Source organism: Candidatus Seongchinamella marina (assembly GCF_026262685.1).
GTDB lineage: Bacteria > Pseudomonadota > Gammaproteobacteria > Pseudomonadales > Halieaceae > Halioglobus > Halioglobus marinus.
In genome coordinates this window covers 204,957-224,667 of the sequence record NZ_SHNP01000003.1, presented here as the reverse complement: position 1 = coordinate 224,667, position 19,711 = coordinate 204,957, and the positions used below count along the sequence as shown (strand labels likewise).

The window sequence follows — 19,711 nt, the reverse complement described above, 5'->3', positions numbered from 1 at the left end:
ATGCCCGGTAGAGTCGACGCCACCACCGCCAGAAGCAGCGACAGTCTGCGGGATCATTTCCTGCTGGCAATGCCCTGCCTAACCGAAGGCATTTTTTCTCATAGCATCACCTATATCTGTGAACACGGTGAAAGCGGCGCCATGGGTATCGTGATAAACCAGCCTCTGGACTTGTCCGTGGGCGAGGTTTTCGAGCACCTGGAAATTGAGAGCCTGAACGATTTTTCTGATATGCCGGTAATGGCGGGCGGCCCGGTACAGATTGACCACGGCTTCGTCCTCCACAGGGGCTGCGATGAAACCTGGGAGGCCAACTTGCAAGTCTCTGTCGAGATCACCCTGACAACCTCGCGAGATATACTCAGGGCAATTGCCCAGGGTTCCGGGCCTAAAGAGCACTTGATTGCCCTGGGTTATGCAGGCTGGTCTGCCGGTCAGCTGGAACAGGAGCTGGCGGAAAACAGCTGGCTGAGCCTACCCGCAACCAGTGACATTATTTTTGCCACGCCGGCAGAACAAAGACTATGCAGCGCTGCTGCACAACTGGGCATCGACATGAATCTGATTTCCGCCGAGGCAGGACACGCCTGAGCAAGCAAGCCCAAACAGTTCTGGCTTTCGATTACGGCCTGCGCCAAATTGGTGTTGCCACCGGCAACTCTTTGTTCGGTACTACTCATGCCCTACCCATCCTCAAAGCCAGGGACGGAGTCCCCAACTGGGCTTCCGTGGCAGCACTGGTGGATGAGTGGCAACCTGATCTGTTGGTCGTGGGCGAGCCGCTGAACATGGACGGCAGCGTCAGCGAACTATCAGAAAAAGCCCACAAGTTCGGCCGACGGCTGGGAGGGCGGCTGAATTTGCCGGTGCAAATGGTGGACGAGCGCTTAAGCAGCTTTGAAGCCAAGCAACAAAGCAGGGAAAGAGGTCATGGAGGTGACTACAACAAAAACCCGGTAGACAGCCTGGCAGCAGAGTTAATCCTGCAGACCTGGCTATCAGGGCAAATCGGGGCGGACTCCTAAGACCGACCCATAAAACGGCCCTTGTCCTCGTTTTCCTCATAGGACAGAGAGAAATCGTCCGTCGCACCCGCACCCACCTGGACCTTTTCATGCATTTTAATGGCGAGGCGAACATCATTGGCTGAGTCGGCGTAACGAATAGCGTCTTCCTTGGTGATCAGGCCTTCCTTGTAAGCCTTGATCAGAGACTGATCGAGCGTCTGCATACCCAACTCGGTAGACTTGGCCATCAAATCCTTGATCAAGTGCACCTCTCCTTTGCGAATCAGGTCTGATACTAGCGGCGAATTCAATAAAACCTCAACCACAGGCACTCGGCCATTACTGCCCTTGCGGGGCAATAACTGTTGAGCCACCATCGACTTCAGGTTGAGGGATAAGTCCATCCACACCTGATGGTGTTGCTCGGGCGGGAAGAAACTCTGAATGCGGTCCAGTGCCTGGTTGGCATTGTTTGCGTGCAATGTGCAAAGGCAAAGATGACCTGTTTCGGCAAATGTCAGTGCCTGCATCATGGTTTCAGCCGTTCGTACCTCACCGATCATGATTACGTCAGGAGCCTGGCGCAAAGTGTTCTTCAGTGCGATATCAAAAGACTCGGTATCCACACCTACTTCGCGCTGCGTGACAATACAATTGCCGTGGTCGTGCATGTATTCGATCGGGTCTTCGATGGTAATGATGTGGCCGCGACTATTCTCATTGCGATAGCCCACCATGGAAGCCAGCGATGTGGACTTACCGGTGCCGGTCGCACCCACAAAAATGACCAAACCGCGCTTGGTCATCGACAGTTCTTTAACGATAGGCGGCAGGCCCAGCTCGTCGATGGTTGGAATTTCGGTAACAATACGACGCAGTACCAGCCCATATTCACCGCGCTGCTGGAAGCAGCTGACACGAAAGCGCCCCAGACCTTCACGACCGATGGCAAAATTATATTCATGGTGCTCGAAGAAATAGGCCTGCTGTTCTTCATCCATGGTAGACAAAACCAGTTCGCGAGCCTCTTCAGAGGTTAGCGGCTCGTCCACCATAGGAAATATATTGCCGTCCACTTTAATTCCGGGCGGTGCACCCGCAGAGACAAAGCCATCAGAAGCTCCCCCATCGACGACTCGTTGTAGCAAATCTTCTATTTTCATGGTGCCTCCTTTATTTTCTTCTTTTGCGCAGGCCCTAGAAATTCTCCGGCATACGTGCTTTTTCACGAGCGGCTTCGCGAGAAACAACCCGCTTATCCACCAACTCCTGCAGACACTGGTCCATGGTCTGCATACCAAGGGCGTGGCCAGTCTGGATGGCCGAGTACATTTGCGCCACCTTATCCTCGCGAATCAGGTTTCGGATCGCCGAAGTACCACGCATAATCTCGTGAGCCGCCACCCGACCGCCGGTAGTTCGTTTGAGCAGGGTCTGGGAACAAACTGCCATCAAAGACTCCGAGAGCATAGAGCGAACCATGTCTTTCTCTGCAGCGGGGAATACGTCGATCACCCGGTCGATTGTTTTTGCGGCAGAGGTTGTATGCAAAGTACCGAAAACCAAGTGTCCGGTTTCCGCTGCAGTGAGTGCGAGACGGATGGTTTCCAGATCGCGCATTTCACCCACCAAAATAATATCCGGGTCTTCACGCAACGCAGAGCGTAATGCCTCAGAGAAGCCCAGGGTATCCTTATGAACTTCCCGCTGGTTAACCAGGCACTTCTTGGACTCGTGAACAAATTCGATAGGGTCCTCAATGGTGAGAACGTGCTCATACTTGTTATCGTTAATGAAATCGACCATAGCGGCGAGTGTGGTGGACTTTCCTGAGCCGGTTGGTCCGGTAACCAGCACCAGGCCACGAGGCATCATGCAAATATCCCGAAACACCTGCCCCATGCCCAGATCTTCCATCGTCAGGACTTTCGAGGGGATTGTTCTGAATACCGCACCGGCACCACGATTCTGGTTAAACGCATTGACTCGAAAACGAGCCACGCCTGGAACTTCAAAAGAAAAGTCTGTTTCCAGAAACTCCTCATAGTCCTTGCGTTGCTTGTCGTTCATGATGTCGTAAATCAATTCATGAACTTGTTTGTGGTCCATGGGAGGAAGGTTGATTCGGCGAATATCGCCATCGACCCTGATCATCGGCGGTAAACCCGCCGAAAGGTGAAGATCCGATGCCCCCTGCTTGGCACTGAATGCGAGAAGTTCTGTAATATCCATATTTATCCTCTCTGGTAGGGCGTTTGCCTAGTGGGCTCCCCTGATAACGCCAGACCCGCAGCACCATGGCCGCTTGTTTGTCTGTATTTAGGGCTTTGCTGTAGCCCCAACGGCCGCGCATCAGCTACCATTCACGCCATGACTCAGCCCTTATCTAAAGACAATATAACAAAGCTACTCAAGAGAGTACGAATCAGATCACAAAAAAGCCAGAAAGCCGAAAGTGACATAATACTGCTTGCGGTCAGCAAAACCCGGCCCGCTGACGACGTCCGGGCTGCCTATGATTGCGGCCTGACCCAGTTTGGAGAAAACTATCTGCAAGAAGCGGTCGACAAAATTACCGATCTGGCCGACTTACCCATTACCTGGCATTTCATTGGTCCTATCCAGTCCAACAAAACACGGCCTATCGCAGAGCACTTCCAATGGGTGCAGAGCATCGAGCGGCCAAAAATTGCCCGCCGACTGAATGAGCAGCGACCCGATAGCCTGCCCCCCCTGCAAGTGTGCCTGCAGGTCAACATCTCCTCAGAACAGAGCAAGTCGGGGGTCAGCCTGAATGAACTGGATGAGCTGGCAGCGCTGGTGGACGAGCTTCCCCGCCTCCAATTGAGGGGTCTCATGGCCATCCCGGCAGCCACCGATTCTGAGTCCGAGCAACGGGCCACATTTGCCGCCCTGCGCAAGGCCTTCGAACAACTGAAGTTGAAGCACCCTCAAATTGACACCTTATCGATGGGCATGTCCGGCGATATGGAATCAGCCATTGCCGAGGGCTCGACCATGGTTCGTATAGGCACCGCGATCTTTGGCCCAAGACAGGGGTGATATTGTTATACTAAAACGCTAAGACACCGACCGCGCGGATGCCTCGATTCTGGCCTGGGCGGTAAAGACAAGCCCACAACCTTGTGCAAGTCACTGAGAACATAATTGAAGACACCTACAATAGCCTTCATCGGCGCCGGAAATATGGCTACCAGCATCGTCGGCGGCCTGGTCGAAGCTGGACATCCCGCTGACTGTATCCGCGCTGCTGATCCCTTCCCAGAGAGCATTGAGCGGCTGCAACAGATCGCTCCAGTGCATGTCTGCTCTGATAACCGGGAAGCAGCCCGGGGGGCAGATGTGATCATTCTGGCGGTGAAGCCACAGGTTATGGCTGAGGTCTGTCGCGGAATCGCAGAAGCCGTGACTGCAACCGCGCCGCTGGTTATCTCCATCGCCGCGGGTATCACCATCGATAGCATGTTGACGTGGTTGGGACGCGAAACCGCCATCGTGCGCTGCATGCCCAATACACCTGCTTTGCTGGGCTGCGGGGCCAGCGGACTGTTTGCAAACGCCAACACCAGCGATCAGCAGCGAGCATATGCAGAGCAGGTGTTGTCTGCTGTCGGGATTCTTGACTGGGTTCCCAAAGAACGGGACCTGAATGCGGTCACCGCACTTTCGGGCAGCGGCCCGGCCTACTTTTTCCTGTTTATGGAAGCGATGATCGATGCAGGAGTAGCGCAGGGACTGGACCGGGAAACCGCCCGCAAACTCGCCCAGCAGACCGGTTTGGGTGCTGCGCGGATGGCCCTTGAAAGCGATGTCGATCTTGTAGAGTTACGGCGCCGGGTAACCAGCCCGGGGGGCACCACCCAGGCAGCCATCGAAAATTTCGAAACGGCTGGCCTGCGTAAACTGGTGGATGATGCCATGCAAGCAGCCGCCGACAGAGCCGATGAAATGGCAAAGGAAATGGGATAAGGGCATGGGCGCTTTAAACGAAATATTCACCTACCTGATACAGACTGTTCTGACCCTGTACATGATGGCAATGCTGTTGCGCTTTGTGCTGCAACTGGTGCGAGCTGACTTTTACAATCCTGTCAGTCAGTTCCTGGTAAAAATCACTAATCCATTGGTCATCCCGCTGCGCAAGATAATTCCAGGGCTTGGTGGCCTGGATATCGCCTCGCTACTTTTGACCTTGATACTGCAATGCCTCGCGATCGTTCTGCTTATGGCGCTTTACGGCCTCGGTATGCCCAACATCGGCCTGCTGCTGGTATGGTCGGTACTTGGCGTGACAGGACTGATGGTTAACGTCTACTTTTTTGCCCTGCTGGCCATGATCATCCTGAGCTGGATTGCCCCGGGCAGTAGCAACCCCGCGGTTTATCTGCTGTACCAGATCACCGAACCGGTTATGGCGCCTTTCAGGAAACTACTGCCTTCTGCGGGCGGCATGGATTTTTCACCTATTCTGGTATTCATTCTTATCAATATCATTCAGATTGCGTTGCGCCACATGGCCGCGGGCGTGGGCCTGCACCCGGCCCTGGTAATCGGACTCTGACAGCCACGCGATGAGCGCTAACTTTGACAGCCACTCGATTGGCATTGTTACCCCCCAGGTGGCCCGCTTTGATGACCCCCTGATGCTCGCCTGTGGCAGGGAATTACCCAATTATGAGCTGACTTACGAAACCTATGGTGAGCTCAACCATGACAACAGTAACGCAGTACTAATCTGCCATGCATTGTCCGGGCACCACCATGCCGCGGGTTATCATAGCGAAGAAGATCGCAAGCCAGGCTGGTGGAACGAGTGCATCGGCCCCGGCAAGCCCATCGACACTAATCAATTTTTTGTCGTCAGCGCCAATAATATCGGAGGCTGTCACGGCTCAACCGGACCCGCGTCCATCAACCCAGCGACGGGAAAGGCCTGGGGGCCAGATTTTCCATCACTGCGTGCAAGGGACTGGGTAAATAGCCAGGCCCGGCTGGCAGACCGTTTGGGTATCGATTGCTGGGCCGCTGTCATAGGCGGCAGTTTGGGCGGCATGCAGGCTATGCGCTGGTCGCTTGAATACCCTGACAGGCTCAAGCACTGTATTGTCATTGCAGCAGCCATGAAGCTAAGCGCCCAAAACCTGGCGTTCAATGAACTCGCCCGACAAGCCATAGTTTCCGATCCCGCATTTGAAGACGGTAACTATGTTTATAAGGGTGCAGTACCGGGCCAGGGTCTCGCTCTGGCGAGAATGGTCGGTCATATCACTTACTTGTCTGACGAAGCCATGGCCAACAAATTTGGCAGAGAGCTTCGCTCAGGAAGCTTCGAGATGGGCGACGAGGACAATATCGAGTTTCAAGTCCAGAGCTACCTGCGTCACCAGGGCAGTCAATTCTCGGGAAACTTTGATGCCAATACCTATATATTAATGACCCGGGCACTGGATTATTTCGATCTGGCCCGCGAATACCAGCATGACCCTGTGAAAGCATTCAGCAACGCGAACTGCAGCTTCTTTGTCGCCTCGTTCTCAACAGACTGGCGATTCGCACCGGCTCGTTCCCGGGAAATCGTCAATGCCTTAATTGCCGCCGATCGTCCGGTGACCTACACGGAAATCGAGGCCAACGAGGGGCATGACGCTTTTCTCATGCCCATACCACGCTACCTGGAAGCGTTTTCAGCTTATATGAAGCGGGTGGGGGAAAGCTGATGCGCCTGGACCTTACTCACATACAACGCTGGATAGCTCCTGGTTCAAGGGTGCTGGACCTGGGCTGTGCTGACGGTGAATTCCTGCAGACTCTCCGTGATCAGCGACAAGTGCGTGGCACGGGGATCGAAATCGACCAGGCCGATATCAATAGCGCTATCGGACGTGGCTTGAATATTATCGAACAGGATATGGATAAAGGCCTGGCAAACTTCCCCGACCAGAGCTTTGATACCGTAGTGCTCGCCCACGCTCTGCAGGCTGTCCATTACCCGGATCGAGTGCTGGAAGAAATGCTGCGCATTGGCCGCCAGGGCATAGTCACTTTTCCCAACTTCGGCCACTGGCGCTGCCGCCTGTTCCTCGGTGCAAGAGGACGTATGCCAGTCTCCAGTTTTATGCCACACACCTGGTACAACACGCCTAATATCCACTTTTGTACCGTGCACGACTTCGAAGCCCTTTGCAGTGAACGAGGAATACGAATTCTGGCGCGCGACGTGGTAGGCAACACAGAGCGCGAACCGATGCTAGCCAATGCCTGGCCGAATTTGTTCGCCACCACTGCGATCTATCACATTACCCGCTGAGGTCAGCATGCGTACACTCTTTCTTACCTTTCTCATCATGGCACTGTGGCCTGCTGTCGCGGCCCACGGTCAACAGTCAAAAATGTTCGGTCCTTTTGAGCTTCACTACAGCGTAGTTAACACTACCTTTCTAGAACCCAGCGTCGCCGCCACGTACGGGATTATCCGCGGCGAAGAGCGCGCCATACTGAACCTGTCGGTGCGCGAACACCTGGATGCAGGCGGCGACATAGGCCGCCCCATGCAATTAAAGGGCACTAGCAGGGATCTACTGCAAAAACTCGATGTCCTGGAGTTTCAGGAGATCCGCGAAGGGCCTGCCGTTTACTACATCGCTGAATTCAAATTTCTCAACGAAGAGCACCGGTCTTTTGAGGTCTACTTTCGACCAGAGGGTGCTCAACAAACCTACACATTCGAACTCAAGCATCAGATGTACAAGGACTAAGCCCGCCCATGGACAAACAAACCGTGGTTCTCGCCAGTGGCAACGCAGGAAAGCTCAAGGAACTGAACCGTACTTTGACCCCACTTGGGCTGGAACTTAAATCACAGGCAGAATTTGACGTTCCCGAGGTAGCCGAAGACGGGCTTAGTTTTGTTGAAAACGCTATTATCAAAGCCCGCGCTGCCTGTCGCCACAGTGAACTGCCGGCAATCGCCGACGACTCCGGGCTAGAAGTGGACCACCTGAAAGGCGCGCCAGGCATTCACTCAGCCCGCTATTCCGGGGCAGGTGATATAGCGAATAATGCAAAGTTACTTCGCGCACTCGAAGGGGTGCCCGAGCCACAGCGCGGTGCCCGCTATCAATGCGCATTAGTGTATATGCGCCATGCTGAAGACCCCACGCCAATCGTTTGCCAGGGTAGCTGGGAAGGACGCATTCTAGAAGCTGAACAGGGCGTAAATGGGTTTGGTTACGATCCTTTGTTTTATCTACCAGACTACCAGTGCAGCGCGGCCGAGCTCTCGACGGACATCAAAAACGGTATTAGTCACCGCGCAATTGCCAGTGTTCTGCTGCTGAAGGCTTTAGGCACAAGCGCCTAAACCCAATGTCGCTGCCGCCACTTAGCCTTTATATTCACCTTCCCTGGTGCGAGCGCAAGTGCCCCTATTGTGACTTTAACTCCCATGAGAGCAGTCATGTTCCAGAGCAGGCCTATATCACCGCGCTTTTGCAAGACCTGGACGCCGACCTGGCCATGGCGGCTGGGCGTGAAATCCAGACCCTGTTCATCGGTGGAGGAACCCCGAGCCTGTTTAGCGCCGAGGCGATCTCCCGCTTGCTGGCGGGCATCGGTGACAGACTTGAACTGGCCCCTGACGCAGAGGCGACCATGGAGGCAAACCCGGGCAGCGCCGAAGCGGACAAATTTCTCGGCTTTCGCCAGGCAGGCATTAATCGTCTCTCGCTGGGTGTCCAGAGTTTCCAGGATGACAAGCTGGGCGCGCTAGGGCGGGTGCACGATAGTAAGCAGGCCCGCGCTGCTATCGAATATGCCAGTGCCGCCGGCTTCGATAGTTTCAATATCGATTTAATGCACGGTTTACCGGGACAAACTGAAGCAGACGCTATTTACGACCTAGAAACAGCCATCAGCTTCCATCCGCCGCATTTGTCCTGGTATCAGCTGACGATTGAACCCAACACCGTCTTCAACAAACGACCACCCACTCTGCCGGTAGAAGACGCCCTGGCAGACATTCAGGACCGGGGGGAATTGTTGCTTGAAAATCAGGGCTATGCCCAATATGAAGTGTCGGCCTACAGCCGTCCCGAGTTGCAGTGTCAACACAACCTCAACTACTGGTCCTTTGGTGACTATCTCGCCCTGGGCGCAGGCGCTCACGGCAAAATTACCGCAGCCGACGGCAGCATCAGACGCTACGCCAAGACCAGGGCACCGCAAGACTATTTGCAGGGCAAGCGTTACACCGCCAGTAAGCGCGTTCTCAACCAGGGTGAGCTTATCGGAGAATTTATGATGTTTGCCTTACGGCTCAATAATGGCTTCAGCACACAGCGATTCGAGCAGGTCACCGGATTGTCAGCAGATCAACTGCGCCCAAAGGTGCAGTCACTAGCGGATCGAGAACTGCTTTCTACGGACCGCGACAATATTCGAGCAACACCACTAGGAAGGCGCTTCCTCGACAGCGTGATCGCGGAATTTCTGCCTAACGACTGACCCTGGGCCAGCCGACCTGATAACTCCCTGCGCAGGCAGTGAAATAGCTGCGGTACTAATCTTTTACAAACAAAAGATCCCAAACCCCGTGTCCGAGTCGCTCCCCACGGGCTTCAAACTTGGTCAGTGGCCGATCATCGGGCCGTGGAGAAAACTGCTCGGGCCCGTCGCTATTCGACAAACCCTCGGCAGCGGTCAAAACGTCCATCATCTGCTCAGCATACTGCTGCCAATCTGTAGCCAAGTGTAAAATACCGCCGGATTTCAGCTTGCGTGTAAGCTGCGTTACAAATTCGGACTGGATCAGGCGCCGCTTATGATGGCGTTTTTTGTGCCATGGGTCGGGGAAAAAAATCTGCACCGTGTCCAGAGATTCATCGGCAATACAGTCGCGCAATACTTCTACTGCATCATGACAATAGACTCTGACATTATTCACGCCCTCATCCACCATGGAATGCAGCAGGCGTCCGACACCGGGTTTATGGACCTCTATGCCAACAAAGTTGTTATCGGGAGCTGCTACCGCCATCTCTACAAGGGACTGGCCCATACCGAAGCCTATTTCCAGCACCTTTGGCCCGGGCCGGCCAAAACAGGTGTCGAAATCCAGGGGGCCATCCGCATGCACCAGGCCCCAGCGGGACCAATTTTCCTCGTACGCTCGCTCTTGTCCGGGGGTCATGCGTCCGGTGCGCAGCACATAGCTGCGAATGCGACGATGCTTTTCTGTTTCGCTCATATCAACCCAGCAACTTCCAGCCCACTGCTGCCAAACACGCCCAGCCCGCAATGAATGACAGGCCGCCCAGAGGGGTAAGGGCACCCAGCCACTTGGTGTCGGTTATCGCCAGAATATAAAGACTACCGGAAAATACCGCTATGCCTGACAGGAACAACCAGCCGGCGCTTTTAAGCATGACGGTCTGGGGCTGACTAAGGGCAATCACCCCCACCGCCAACAGGGCCAGTGAATGGTAAAAGTGGTACTGAACTGCAGTTTCGAAAACTCCCATCATGTCGTTATCAAGCTTGTCGCGCAAAGCATGGGCGCCAAAGGCACCGAAAGTAACTGCCAACATGCCACTGAGGGACGCGAGGGTAATAAATAGTTTTGCCATGGTTTGTATCTATCCTGAAACTGAAGAAGCCCACTGGATGGGCGATGACCGAAGACAATCATCGCCCACACAGTGGGCTCCTACAAGAGTATGTTGGCTAAATCAGGCGGCGATGGCGACCTTTAGCTTTTTCATCGCATTCGCTTCTAACTGACGAATACGCTCTGCCGAGACACCGTATTGATCGGCAAGCTCATGCAGGGTCGACTTCTCCTCGGCCAGCCAACGCTGTGCCAGAATATTGCGGCTGCGTTCATCCAGGTCTGCCAGAGCACTATGCAGTTGGGCCTGCGAGTTCTGCTTCCAGTCACCCTCCTCTACTGTCTGGGCGGGGTCGGAGCTATGATCTTCCAGGTAATACTGGGGTGCTTGCCAAGCGTCATCATCATCGCTGTCAGTAGACATATCGTATGCGAGGTCACGACTAGTCAGTCGGCCTTCCATGCGGTGAACTTCTTTCACGTCAACCCCAAGGTCCTCAGCGACAGCCTTGGCCTCGTCAGCGCTGAGCCACGACAGGCTCTTCTTCTTGCTGCGTAAATTGAAGAACAGTTTGCGTTGCGCTTTGGTGGTCGCCACTTTAACAATACGCCAGTTACGCAGAATGTACTCATGCATTTCTGCCTTGATCCAATGGACGGCAAAAGAGACCAGCCGGACGCCCTTCTCCGGGTCAAAGCGCTTAATGGCTTTCATCAAACCCACGTTACCTTCCTGAATCAGGTCGGCTTCAGCCAGGCCATAGCCAGAGTAACTGCGGGCAATGTGGACGACAAAACGCAAGTGAGACATCACCAGTTCTCGGGCAGCGGTGAGGTTGTCATTGTAAAAGAGGTCTTCTGCCAGTTCCCGCTCGCGCTCAGGACTGAGCACAGGGATACTGCCAACGGCTTGCACATAGGCGGCAAGGTTGGCTCCCGGTACCATCTGATCGACGGGTTGCAGGTTACTACTCATAAAAGACCTCCATTAAATTTTGGCCAGCAATATTAGCACTCTTTGTATTAGAGTGCTAATCAGCACATAGTTCCATGGAGGTATCAAAAAAATCATGCTTTTTTATTATAATCAACAACTTATGCTAAAGATTCTGCCAAACACACCGGTTACAGGCAATTTTGCGAGCCGGGGTAAGCTGCCACCTAAAACCCACTAACGGGGCTGGATTGCAGCTAGATGGCGCGTGACTGCAAGCCAGGCGCCGGCCAGACCTAGCAACCCGCCCAGGATAAGCATATTGAGAGCGCCCATCATGCCGAGTCCCTCCAGGTCAAAGTCACTCTGGTACAAAGCGGCCAATTCAGAGACCGGCGATTCCAGAAACCAAAGAGACAAACTCACCAGCAATGCGGCAAAAAAGCCGCCTCCGACACCGTACCAGAGTCCCGTATATAAAAAGGGTCGACGCACGAAAGGATTGCTGCCCCCCACCAATTTCACAATGACGATCTCTTCCCGGCGATTCTCGATCGACAGTCGAATGGTATTACCTAATATCAATACCACCCCTAAAACCAACAGCCCGCCAATGGCCATGACCAGGCGCCGGCTCAACTGCATGATGCTGTTGAGACGTTGCAGCCATTCCATATCCAGCACCGCCTCCGCCACTTCTTCTCGCTGGGCTAACTCCGAGCGCAGGCCATCGGTGGCGGTTCCCACCAAAGACGCAACCGGGGTTACCACTAACAGATTGGGCAGCGGGTTTTTCTCCAGGCTAGCCAGCACATCCGCAAAACCAGACAGCGCGCTAAATTCAGCCAGAGCATCCTCGCGCGACACAAAGTGCACCCCGGCCACATCGTCCCTGGCTTCAATTTCACGGACTAAAGTTTCAGCTGAAGCCGAGTCCTGACCCTCTTTAAGAAATAAGGAAATCTGCGAAGGGCTGTCCCAGCCAGCGCTCAGCTCAGTTGCATTGTCCAGCGCCACATCAAGCCCCACAGGCAATGCCATTGCGATACCAATAACGAGCCAGGTCATCAAGCTGGCGACAAGATTGTCTAACACCCGGTGAAGGCTATCAGCCGCAGACAGTCTATGATGACGCAGCCACGCATTATAACGATCAGATAAACGCGTCTTACTTTGCACTGCGCCTTCGATCCGGGACTTACTCACAGGGCACCCCCGGTCACCAGGCGCCCTTCACTTAACGTGATGATTCGGTGGCGCAACTTGGAAATCAATATCAGGTCGTGGCTGGCGATGAGCACCGTGACGCCCACCTGGTTGAATTCCTCGAACAGCTGCATGATTTCAGCAGACAGCGCCGGATCGAGGTTTCCCGTGGGTTCATCAGCCAACAGGATCTTTGGCTTGCCCACTACCGCGCGTGCGATGCCTACTCGCTGCTGTTCCCCCCCTGACAAGGTTACTGGCAAGGCCCGTTCGCGATTCAGTAAGCTCACCTTGTCTAACGCCGCGCGCACTCGTCTGCCAATCTCTCGATGATCGTAACCGGCAATGACTAAGGGCAGAGCCACATTGTCGAATACGCAGCGATCAAAAAGCAGCTGATGGTTCTGGAACACCACGCCGATATCCCGTCGATGAGCGGGAATATTTCGATTTGGAATGCTCGCCATGTCTATCCCATCGACGATGACCTTGCCGCGGGTTGCCCTATCCATCAACATCACCAGGCGCATTAGCGTGCTCTTACCCGCGCCAGAATGGCCGGTCAGAAAAACCAGGTCATCTTTGGCAATCTCAAAGCTGACTTCACGCAGAGCATCGTGACCCTCATCATAGCGCTTACTGACGCGCTCGAAGCGGATCATGCAGGGTCTTCATTCCCGGCGAACAAGGCCTCGATAAAAGGCTCAGCCTCAAAGGGTCTTAAATCATCTACCGCCTCTCCAATACCGATAAACCGAATCGGTAAACCCAGTTTTTTGGCGATCGCAAAAATTACCCCACCCTTGGCCGTACCATCAAGCTTGGTCAGGCTAATGCCTGATACGCCTACCCATTGCTGGAAATGATCGGCCTGGGCCAGGGCATTCTGTCCAGTGCCCGCATCCAGTACCAGCATCACTTCGTGGGGAGCACTTTGATCGAGTTTACCCATCACCCGAACCACTTTCTTAAGCTCCTCCATCAAATTGTCCTTGTTGTGCAGACGACCCGCCGTGTCAGCAATCAACACATCGATATTCCGGGCCTGTGCGGCCTGTAATGCATCGAAAATGACAGAAGCGCTGTCTGCGCCGGTGTGTTGTGCCACCACTGGCACACTGTTTCTATCTCCCCATACCTGCAGCTGCTCTACCGCTGCAGCCCGAAAGGTATCGCCGGCCGCCAGCATGACTGACTGCCCCTGGGACTGAAATCGCTTGGCCAGTTTACCGATAGTTGTGGTCTTGCCGACACCATTTACGCCGACCATCAATATTACATAAGGTTGGTGCCCGCTTACTGACAGCGGCTGCTCGCAGGGCTTCAGTAAAGACAGAAGCTCTTCTTTGAGCGCCCCTTGTAACGATTCCGGATTGGTCAATTCCTTACGGGATACACGTAACATGAGCTTGTCGATGATATCCATGGTGGCCTCGATACCCACGTCGGCCATCAGCAAACGCGACTCCAGTTCCTCGAGCAACTCTTCGTCGATTTCCTTGCGCCCTAGGAACAGGTTCCCCAGACCCTGAACCAGACTATCGCTGGTTCGCCCAAGGCCCCGGCGCAAGCGGCCGAAAATTCCGGGCTTGTCCTGGGGCGCTGCGTCAGTAGTTAACCCCGGCGTTGCCTCGACTTGAGGCTCGGGTTGAGCCGAGCTTTCAACAGCGGGCTCAGGGAGTTCCTGTGCAGCGCCTGCTTCGGCAAGCGGTTGCGCTTCCAGCTTGTTCTTTCGTTTGAAAATTTTCATATCGGTCGTGTTAAAGTCTGCAGTCACCAGAAGGGTAGCCGCGAAAGGGTCTATCCTACCACTGCTGTACAGAGTGATTAAATGTCGAGAGGCACAAAAGGCCTAAGCGGTAACGGTCAATTACGCATCATCGGCGGTCAATGGCGCGGTAGGAAGCTGTCATTCACTGCAGCTGAAGGCCTTCGGCCCACCTCCGACCGGGTGCGAGAAACCCTGTTCAACTGGTTGGCTGCGGATATACATGGGGCGAAATGCCTGGATCTCTTTGCCGGCAGCGGTGCTCTAGGGCTGGAATCGCTGTCCCGGGGGGCGACCTATTGCGACTTCATCGATACGTCCGCCGCGGCAATCAAGCAGTTGCAATCACATTTACAAGTCCTTGATGGCGCAAGCCGAGGCCACTGCCATAACGACTCTGCACTGTCCTTCCTCACCAAGGCACAGCAGCGCTGGGACATCGTATTTGTAGACCCCCCTTTCGGCCAGGACCTGCTTGCCCCAACCTGTGACCTATTGAATCAACTAAAAAGCCTTTCGCCGGGAGCGATGGTTTACGTAGAGTCCGGCGCCAAAGAAAAGCTACCTGATTTCCCAGCAAGCTGGGAGCCGCATCGGGAGAAAAAGGCCGGGGGCGTTAGCTACCGCTTGTTCATTGTTCACCCCGAGTAAATCGGGTTACCATCCGCAGCTAAAGTAACTGCAAGGCTGAGCGCTATGCGCACCAACACTGTCATCTATCCCGGTACTTTTGATCCCATCACTAACGGCCACGTGGATCTTACCGAGCGCGCCTCCCGGCTGTTTGGCCGGGTGGTGGTTGCTATCGCCTACAGCGAGAAAAAGACGCCCTTATTCGATCTGGAGCAACGAATAGCCCTGTGTGAGGCGTCTCTCTCTCACCTGGATAACGTTGAAGTGACAGGGTTTAGTAATCTTTTGACCGATTTTGCCAAAAGCCAAGGCGCGAGATGCGTGCTGCGAGGGTTGCGGACCGTGGCCGATTTTGAGTACGAGTTTCAGCTGACAAACATGAACCGGGCCATGTTCCCGGAGTTCGAGAGCGTGTTTCTGACACCCTCTGAACATCTGTCATTTATCTCGTCATCCCTGGTTAGGGAAATCGCCGCCCTCAAAGGCGATATCACGCCCTTTGTGCCAGAGCCCGTCGCCCTGGCACTGCAGTCTCGATTCGCCGAATAAAGATCTGGCGCAATGGGGTCCGCGTTGAGCCCCTGGCCGCGTTTGATTGACTAGCCCTATTCGCGTGCCGCTCTGGAAGCGCGAATTGAGTCCACGTCTTTGTTGGTGTAGCCCGTGTTACGACAACCCAGGCAACGCATGAACGTCGTTGCACCTGGGCCAATCACCAGTGTTTCCGCAGCTTCACCTGCATGTCCAGCAAGCAGCGTAAAGGGCAGGCTGACCAACCAGACGGCGGCACCACCCACTGTCATCACCAACCCGACCGGGCGCGCCACCAACAAATCACCAACCATAGCCCACTCGTTGGGGCTCTCGTCGACCGCTTTTGCTGCCAACAGCGACTGTGGAATCAGCAAGCATGAAATCATCAGGGCTATTACAAGGCGCTTCGCGCCTACTGTTTTTTTCATATTATTTCTCCGCGGGATCCCTTCCCCGTCCCCTATGGTCTTTTTAGTGTAGCCTGTTCAACGCTGGCAGGCCACGCAGTACACGGTAGTTCGCTGACTAATTCGACTTTCTTGCAATTTCTCGCTGCAATGCTTGCAGGGTTCGCCCCCACGGCCATAAACATACAACTGCTGGGCAAAGTATCCAGGCTTTCCATCACCACCCACGAAATCTCTAAGTGTAGTACCACCATGATTTATAGCGGAAGTAAGCACTAACTTCACTTGATCAGCGAGGCGCTGATACCTGGCCTTTGAAATTCGCCCGGCAGCCCGGTTGGGGCGAATGCCCGACAAAAACAGAGCCTCGTTAGCGTAAATATTACCAACGCCGACAACGATTTTTTGGTCCATCAGGAATGATTTGATCGGGCCTTTACGTCCTCGGGATCGTCTATAGAGAAGCGCTCCATCGAACGAATCTGATAGCGGCTCTGGCCCCAGGTTTTCTAACAGGGCATGGGATTCCCCGTAGGCCACCCATAAACAACAGCCAAAACGGCGGGGATCGTTGTAGCGAAGGACGTTACCGCCAGCGAGTTCAATATCGAAGTGATCGTGCCGTGCAGGTTGCTGTGAGGGAGGTACCAGACGCAGTGAACCAGACATTCCCAGATGCACCAACAAAGCTCCGGCAGCGGTATGGAACAGGAGGTATTTTGCCCGACGTTCCACGCGCTCTATACGTTGCCCCTGGAACAAGCCTGGAAGGTCAGGGGGAATAGGCCAGCGCAAACGGCCCTCTCTAACCAGCAGGCGTTTCACCCGTTGGTCTTTTACATGGGGTTCTACCCCACGACGAGTGGTTTCTACCTCGGGAAGCTCCGGCATGACTATCTATCAACAGCAAAACCCACATCATACCGCGACAGCGGGCACAAAAAACCCCGGGACTATGCCGGGGTTTCAGGATGTATTATGCAGAGCGACTTACTTAATTTTGCCTTCCTTATACATCACATGCTTGCGGGCGACTGGATCGTACTTCTTCTGCTCCAGCTTATCCGGGGTGGTGCGCTTGTTTTTGTCAGTGGTATAGAAGTGTCCAGTACCAGCTGAAGAATTCATGCGAACTTTTTCTCTCATCGATCTTCTCCTTAAACCTTCTCGCCGCGAGATCGCATTTCTTCAAGAACGGTTTCGATACCCTTCTTGTCGATAATACGCATACCCTTTGAGGATACCCTCAGGCTCACGAAGCGTTTCTCAGACTCCACCCAAAAGCGGTGCTTGTGGAGATTGGGCAAAAAACGGCGACGGGTGCGGTTTTTTGCGTGTGATACGTTGTTACCGGTGACCGGACGCTTGCCGGTGACCTGACATACTCTTGCCATGATCCTGTCTCTCCCAAAATCGCGGGATTTCATAAAAAATAAGTGGCCATAACAGATCCGAAAAAGGACCCCAGCCGCACGGAGCGCGACTTTATACCAGAAGGGCTAGACCATAGCAAGAAAATCTCTGCCCGGAGCTCTTCTCCAGCACTGGCACCTGCTATGCGACACGCGCGACCTGCTAGCCTGGCCAGGTTCACAGCAGCCCCTGCTCGGCAAAGGAAAATTCACAACCAGATCCAACGATAATGTGGTCCAGAACCCTTATATCCAGCAGGCCCAGGGCAGCAACCAGGCGCTCAGTGATACGCTTGTCTGCACTGCTGGGCTCGGCCACTCCAGAAGGATGGTTATGAGCAAAAATCACTGCAGACGCCCGATATTGAAGAGCTCGGACCGCAACTTCCCGGGGGTAAACTGCGGCTCCGTCCAGCGTTCCAAGAAAGAGGTCCTCACAGCGCATGATGCGGTGCTGGTTATCCAGAAAAATGACACTGAATACCTCTCTCACCCGGCTGCCCAGGTGATGCTGCAAAAACAGCCGGGTCTGGCTGGGACTGGAAAGCACGTCCGCTCCCTGCAGCTCTTGCAAAGCCCGGCGGCGAGCGAGCTCTACCGACGCTTGCAGCAGGGCATACTTGGCATCACCTATACCCTGAAAGGCCAGCAAACTGTTCGCGTCTGCTCGCATCAAACCTGTCAGTCCACCAAATTGCTGGAGTAGCTCTTTGGCCAGCACAACCGCATTACATTGGCGATAGCCGGTTTGTAACAGCACCGCCAGTAATTCGGGATCCGAGAGACTGTTCGCTCCACGCAATAACAGCCTGTCCCGAGGCCCCTCTACGGGCTCCCAACATGCATCCTCCAAGACGCTCCTCCTTGAGCCTCTCTGGCCCCCCGGTGTCAAAAACGCGGGCCAAATGGTATCTTTCGCTGCTTTCGGGTAACTATTGTGGCAATTCAGGTCCGACAATGGCACATCTATTTAATCGCAATGTACTCCTGGGCGTAAGCGGCGGCATCGCTGCCTACAAATCAGCGGAGGTAGTGCGGCAGTTGCAGGAGCAGGGAGCCACGGTCCGTGTGATCATGACTCATGGCGCCCAGGAATTTATTACGCCGCTGACCCTGCAGGCGCTGTCAGGTCACCCGGTTCATACCCAATTGCTGGACGAACAGGCCGAGCAGGGCATGGGACACATCGAACTAGCCCGCTGGGCGGACTTGCTATTAATAGCACCCGCAACGGCAGATCTCATCGCTCGTCTGGCGGCGGGTCGCGCCGACGATTTGCTCACCACAGTCAGCCTGGCGACGCCTGCCCCTGTACTATTGGCGCCTGCCATGAATCAACAAATGTGGCGCGACCAGGCCACTGCTGCCAATATCGAAACCCTGCAGCGTCGGGATTTACATTTCATTGGCCCGGCAGCTGGAGAGCAGGCCTGCGGCGATATAGGCCCGGGGCGCATGGAGCAACCACCCGCCATCGCCGCTGCTGCTGCTGCACTTTTTCACACTGGCGCGCTGGCTGGAAAAAAAGTTGTTATTACCGCCGGGCCCACCAGAGAGCTGCTGGATCCAGTGCGATATATCTCCAACCACAGCTCCGGCAAAATGGGCTACGCCCTGGCACAAGCGGCGATTGATGCGGGAGCTGTAACAACCCTGGTTAGTGGACCTGTCAGCTTGGATCCACCCGCGCACGCAAAGTGCCACCGAGTCGAAAGCGCCCAGGAGATGCTGGACTCATGCCTGGACCTGGTTGCTGATTGTGACATTTTCATCGCCTGTGCTGCGGTGGCGGATTATCGCCCAGCTCAAATAGAGGGTCAGAAAATCAAGAAAGGTGCCGAGGAAATCAGCCTCCAGTTGGTTAAAAATCCCGATATAGTCAATGCCGTCGCAGCCGGCGAAAGCGCTCCCTTCACTGTGGGCTTTGCCGCCGAAACCCAGAATGTACTTGGCTATGCCAGGGATAAAATGCAACGTAAGGGCCTGAACATGATTATTGCTAACGACGTCTCGGATCATGGCATCGGCTTCAATAGCAACGAAAACGAGGTCACTGTACTTTGGGAGACCGGGGAACAAGCCCTCTCCAGAGCAGGAAAGCCGGCCATCGCCCGCCAAATCATGGGCCTGATCGCCAAGGCCACCAAAAACTAGTTACTCAAAAAATACCAAAGCGCATTCACGT

Annotated in this window: 26 protein-coding genes; 13 read left to right on the top strand and 13 right to left on the bottom strand. The window is 54.5% G+C overall.

Annotated features, from left to right (window positions below):
* Positions 1-591 (top strand): YqgE/AlgH family protein, encoded by a 591-nt coding sequence (locus EYC87_RS09445; protein ID WP_279252648.1) that lies wholly within the window; start codon positions 1-3, stop codon positions 589-591.
* On the top strand, positions 525-1,025 hold the full coding sequence (ruvX, locus tag EYC87_RS09440; protein ID WP_423243971.1) for a Holliday junction resolvase RuvX: 501 nt from the start codon (positions 525-527) through the stop codon (positions 1,023-1,025). Before EYC87_RS09445 ends, ruvX begins: the two co-directional genes overlap by 67 nt.
* Here the strand turns inward: ruvX and EYC87_RS09435 are convergent.
* Positions 1,022-2,170 (bottom strand): PilT/PilU family type 4a pilus ATPase, encoded by a 1,149-nt coding sequence (locus tag EYC87_RS09435; protein ID WP_279252647.1) that lies wholly within the window; start codon positions 2,168-2,170, stop codon positions 1,022-1,024. The two genes, ruvX and EYC87_RS09435, sit on opposite strands and share 4 nt — an antisense overlap.
* 34 nt (positions 2,171-2,204) lie before the next feature.
* Positions 2,205-3,239 carry a type IV pilus twitching motility protein PilT gene (locus EYC87_RS09430; protein ID WP_279252646.1) on the bottom strand — a complete coding sequence of 345 codons (1,035 nt, stop codon included), beginning with the start codon at positions 3,237-3,239 and terminating at the stop codon, positions 2,205-2,207.
* Between the two features lie 138 nt (positions 3,240-3,377).
* Here EYC87_RS09430 and EYC87_RS09425 point away from each other — a divergent pair, with 138 nt between their 5' ends.
* From EYC87_RS09425 to hemW, 8 genes are all read left to right on the top strand, one after another.
* A complete protein-coding gene (locus EYC87_RS09425; protein WP_279252645.1) occupies positions 3,378-4,070 on the top strand; it encodes a YggS family pyridoxal phosphate-dependent enzyme in 693 nt (230 codons plus the stop codon).
* Between the two features lie 105 nt (positions 4,071-4,175).
* A complete protein-coding gene (proC, locus tag EYC87_RS09420) occupies positions 4,176-4,997 on the top strand; it encodes a pyrroline-5-carboxylate reductase (RefSeq protein WP_040542012.1) in 822 nt (273 codons plus the stop codon).
* Positions 4,998-5,001: 4 nt separating this feature from the next.
* The gene (locus tag EYC87_RS09415) at positions 5,002-5,589 is read left to right on the top strand and encodes a YggT family protein (RefSeq protein WP_007230039.1); all 588 of its coding nucleotides are present in this window, start codon (positions 5,002-5,004) and stop codon (positions 5,587-5,589) included.
* A gap of 10 nt (positions 5,590-5,599) precedes the next feature.
* Positions 5,600-6,745 (top strand): homoserine O-succinyltransferase MetX, encoded by a 1,146-nt coding sequence (gene metX, locus EYC87_RS09410; protein ID WP_279252644.1) that lies wholly within the window; start codon positions 5,600-5,602, stop codon positions 6,743-6,745.
* Positions 6,745-7,335: a methionine biosynthesis protein MetW gene (gene metW / locus EYC87_RS09405; protein ID WP_007229964.1), complete on the top strand. Its 591-nt coding sequence runs from the start codon at positions 6,745-6,747 to the stop codon at positions 7,333-7,335. The genes metX and metW overlap by 1 nt, the downstream gene beginning before the upstream one ends.
* Positions 7,336-7,342: 7 nt before the next feature.
* Positions 7,343-7,783, top strand: a complete 441-nt coding sequence (locus EYC87_RS09400) for a DUF4426 domain-containing protein (RefSeq protein ID WP_279252643.1) — start codon at positions 7,343-7,345, stop codon at positions 7,781-7,783.
* Positions 7,784-7,791: 8 nt separating this feature from the next.
* Positions 7,792-8,388, top strand: coding sequence for an RdgB/HAM1 family non-canonical purine NTP pyrophosphatase (gene rdgB, locus EYC87_RS09395; protein WP_279252642.1), 597 nt, complete (start codon positions 7,792-7,794; stop codon positions 8,386-8,388).
* Positions 8,389-8,393: 5 nt separating this feature from the next.
* Complete coding sequence (hemW, locus tag EYC87_RS09390) at positions 8,394-9,530, top strand: radical SAM family heme chaperone HemW (protein WP_279252641.1); 1,137 nt, start codon at positions 8,394-8,396, stop codon at positions 9,528-9,530.
* A gap of 55 nt (positions 9,531-9,585) precedes the next feature.
* Here the strand turns inward: hemW and trmB are convergent, their stop codons facing one another.
* The 6 genes from trmB to ftsY all read right to left on the bottom strand — a co-directional run bounded on the left by trmB (position 9,586) and on the right by ftsY (position 14,522).
* Positions 9,586-10,272, bottom strand: a complete 687-nt coding sequence (gene trmB / locus EYC87_RS09385; protein WP_279252640.1) for a tRNA (guanosine(46)-N7)-methyltransferase TrmB — start codon at positions 10,270-10,272, stop codon at positions 9,586-9,588.
* Between the two features lies 1 nt (position 10,273).
* Positions 10,274-10,651: a DUF423 domain-containing protein gene (locus EYC87_RS09380; protein ID WP_279252639.1), complete on the bottom strand. Its 378-nt coding sequence runs from the start codon at positions 10,649-10,651 to the stop codon at positions 10,274-10,276.
* A 102-nt stretch (positions 10,652-10,753) separates the two neighbouring features.
* The gene (rpoH, locus tag EYC87_RS09375; RefSeq protein WP_279252638.1) at positions 10,754-11,608 is read right to left on the bottom strand and encodes an RNA polymerase sigma factor RpoH; all 855 of its coding nucleotides are present in this window, start codon (positions 11,606-11,608) and stop codon (positions 10,754-10,756) included.
* Between the two features lie 195 nt (positions 11,609-11,803).
* On the bottom strand, positions 11,804-12,772 hold the full coding sequence (ftsX, locus tag EYC87_RS09370; RefSeq protein WP_279252637.1) for a permease-like cell division protein FtsX: 969 nt from the start codon (positions 12,770-12,772) through the stop codon (positions 11,804-11,806).
* Positions 12,769-13,434 (bottom strand): cell division ATP-binding protein FtsE, encoded by a 666-nt coding sequence (gene ftsE / locus EYC87_RS09365; RefSeq protein ID WP_279252636.1) that lies wholly within the window; start codon positions 13,432-13,434, stop codon positions 12,769-12,771. Before ftsE ends, ftsX begins: the two co-directional genes overlap by 4 nt.
* Positions 13,431-14,522: a signal recognition particle-docking protein FtsY gene (gene ftsY, locus EYC87_RS09360; RefSeq protein WP_279252635.1), complete on the bottom strand. Its 1,092-nt coding sequence runs from the start codon at positions 14,520-14,522 to the stop codon at positions 13,431-13,433. The genes ftsE and ftsY overlap by 4 nt, the downstream gene beginning before the upstream one ends.
* Positions 14,523-14,603: 81 nt before the next feature.
* Here ftsY and rsmD point away from each other — a divergent pair, with 81 nt between their 5' ends.
* Together rsmD and coaD are read left to right on the top strand one after the other, a co-directional pair.
* Positions 14,604-15,191, top strand: coding sequence for a 16S rRNA (guanine(966)-N(2))-methyltransferase RsmD (rsmD, locus tag EYC87_RS09355; protein WP_279252634.1), 588 nt, complete (start codon positions 14,604-14,606; stop codon positions 15,189-15,191).
* 45 nt (positions 15,192-15,236) lie between these two features.
* A complete protein-coding gene (coaD, locus tag EYC87_RS09350; RefSeq protein WP_279252633.1) occupies positions 15,237-15,722 on the top strand; it encodes a pantetheine-phosphate adenylyltransferase in 486 nt (161 codons plus the stop codon).
* Between the two features lie 56 nt (positions 15,723-15,778).
* Here coaD and EYC87_RS09345 read toward each other — a convergent pair whose 3' ends face one another.
* The 5 genes from EYC87_RS09345 to radC form a co-directional block, all read right to left on the bottom strand.
* Positions 15,779-16,135, bottom strand: a complete 357-nt coding sequence (locus tag EYC87_RS09345; protein WP_007229989.1) for a hypothetical protein — start codon at positions 16,133-16,135, stop codon at positions 15,779-15,781.
* A gap of 57 nt (positions 16,136-16,192) precedes the next feature.
* Entirely contained in the window at positions 16,193-17,005 is an 813-nt protein-coding gene (gene mutM / locus EYC87_RS09340; RefSeq protein ID WP_279252632.1) for a bifunctional DNA-formamidopyrimidine glycosylase/DNA-(apurinic or apyrimidinic site) lyase, read from the bottom strand.
* A gap of 99 nt (positions 17,006-17,104) precedes the next feature.
* Entirely contained in the window at positions 17,105-17,260 is a 156-nt protein-coding gene (gene rpmG / locus EYC87_RS09335) for a 50S ribosomal protein L33 (RefSeq protein ID WP_007229923.1), read from the bottom strand.
* 11 nt (positions 17,261-17,271) lie between these two features.
* Positions 17,272-17,508 carry a 50S ribosomal protein L28 gene (rpmB, locus tag EYC87_RS09330; protein WP_007230026.1) on the bottom strand — a complete coding sequence of 79 codons (237 nt, stop codon included), beginning with the start codon at positions 17,506-17,508 and terminating at the stop codon, positions 17,272-17,274.
* A gap of 196 nt (positions 17,509-17,704) precedes the next feature.
* Positions 17,705-18,379, bottom strand: a complete 675-nt coding sequence (radC, locus tag EYC87_RS09325; RefSeq protein ID WP_279252631.1) for a RadC family protein — start codon at positions 18,377-18,379, stop codon at positions 17,705-17,707.
* A gap of 104 nt (positions 18,380-18,483) precedes the next feature.
* Between radC and coaBC the strand changes: the two genes are divergently transcribed.
* A complete protein-coding gene (gene coaBC, locus EYC87_RS09320; protein WP_279252630.1) occupies positions 18,484-19,680 on the top strand; it encodes a bifunctional phosphopantothenoylcysteine decarboxylase/phosphopantothenate--cysteine ligase CoaBC in 1,197 nt (398 codons plus the stop codon).
* The last annotated feature ends 31 nt before the right edge of the window (positions 19,681-19,711 follow it).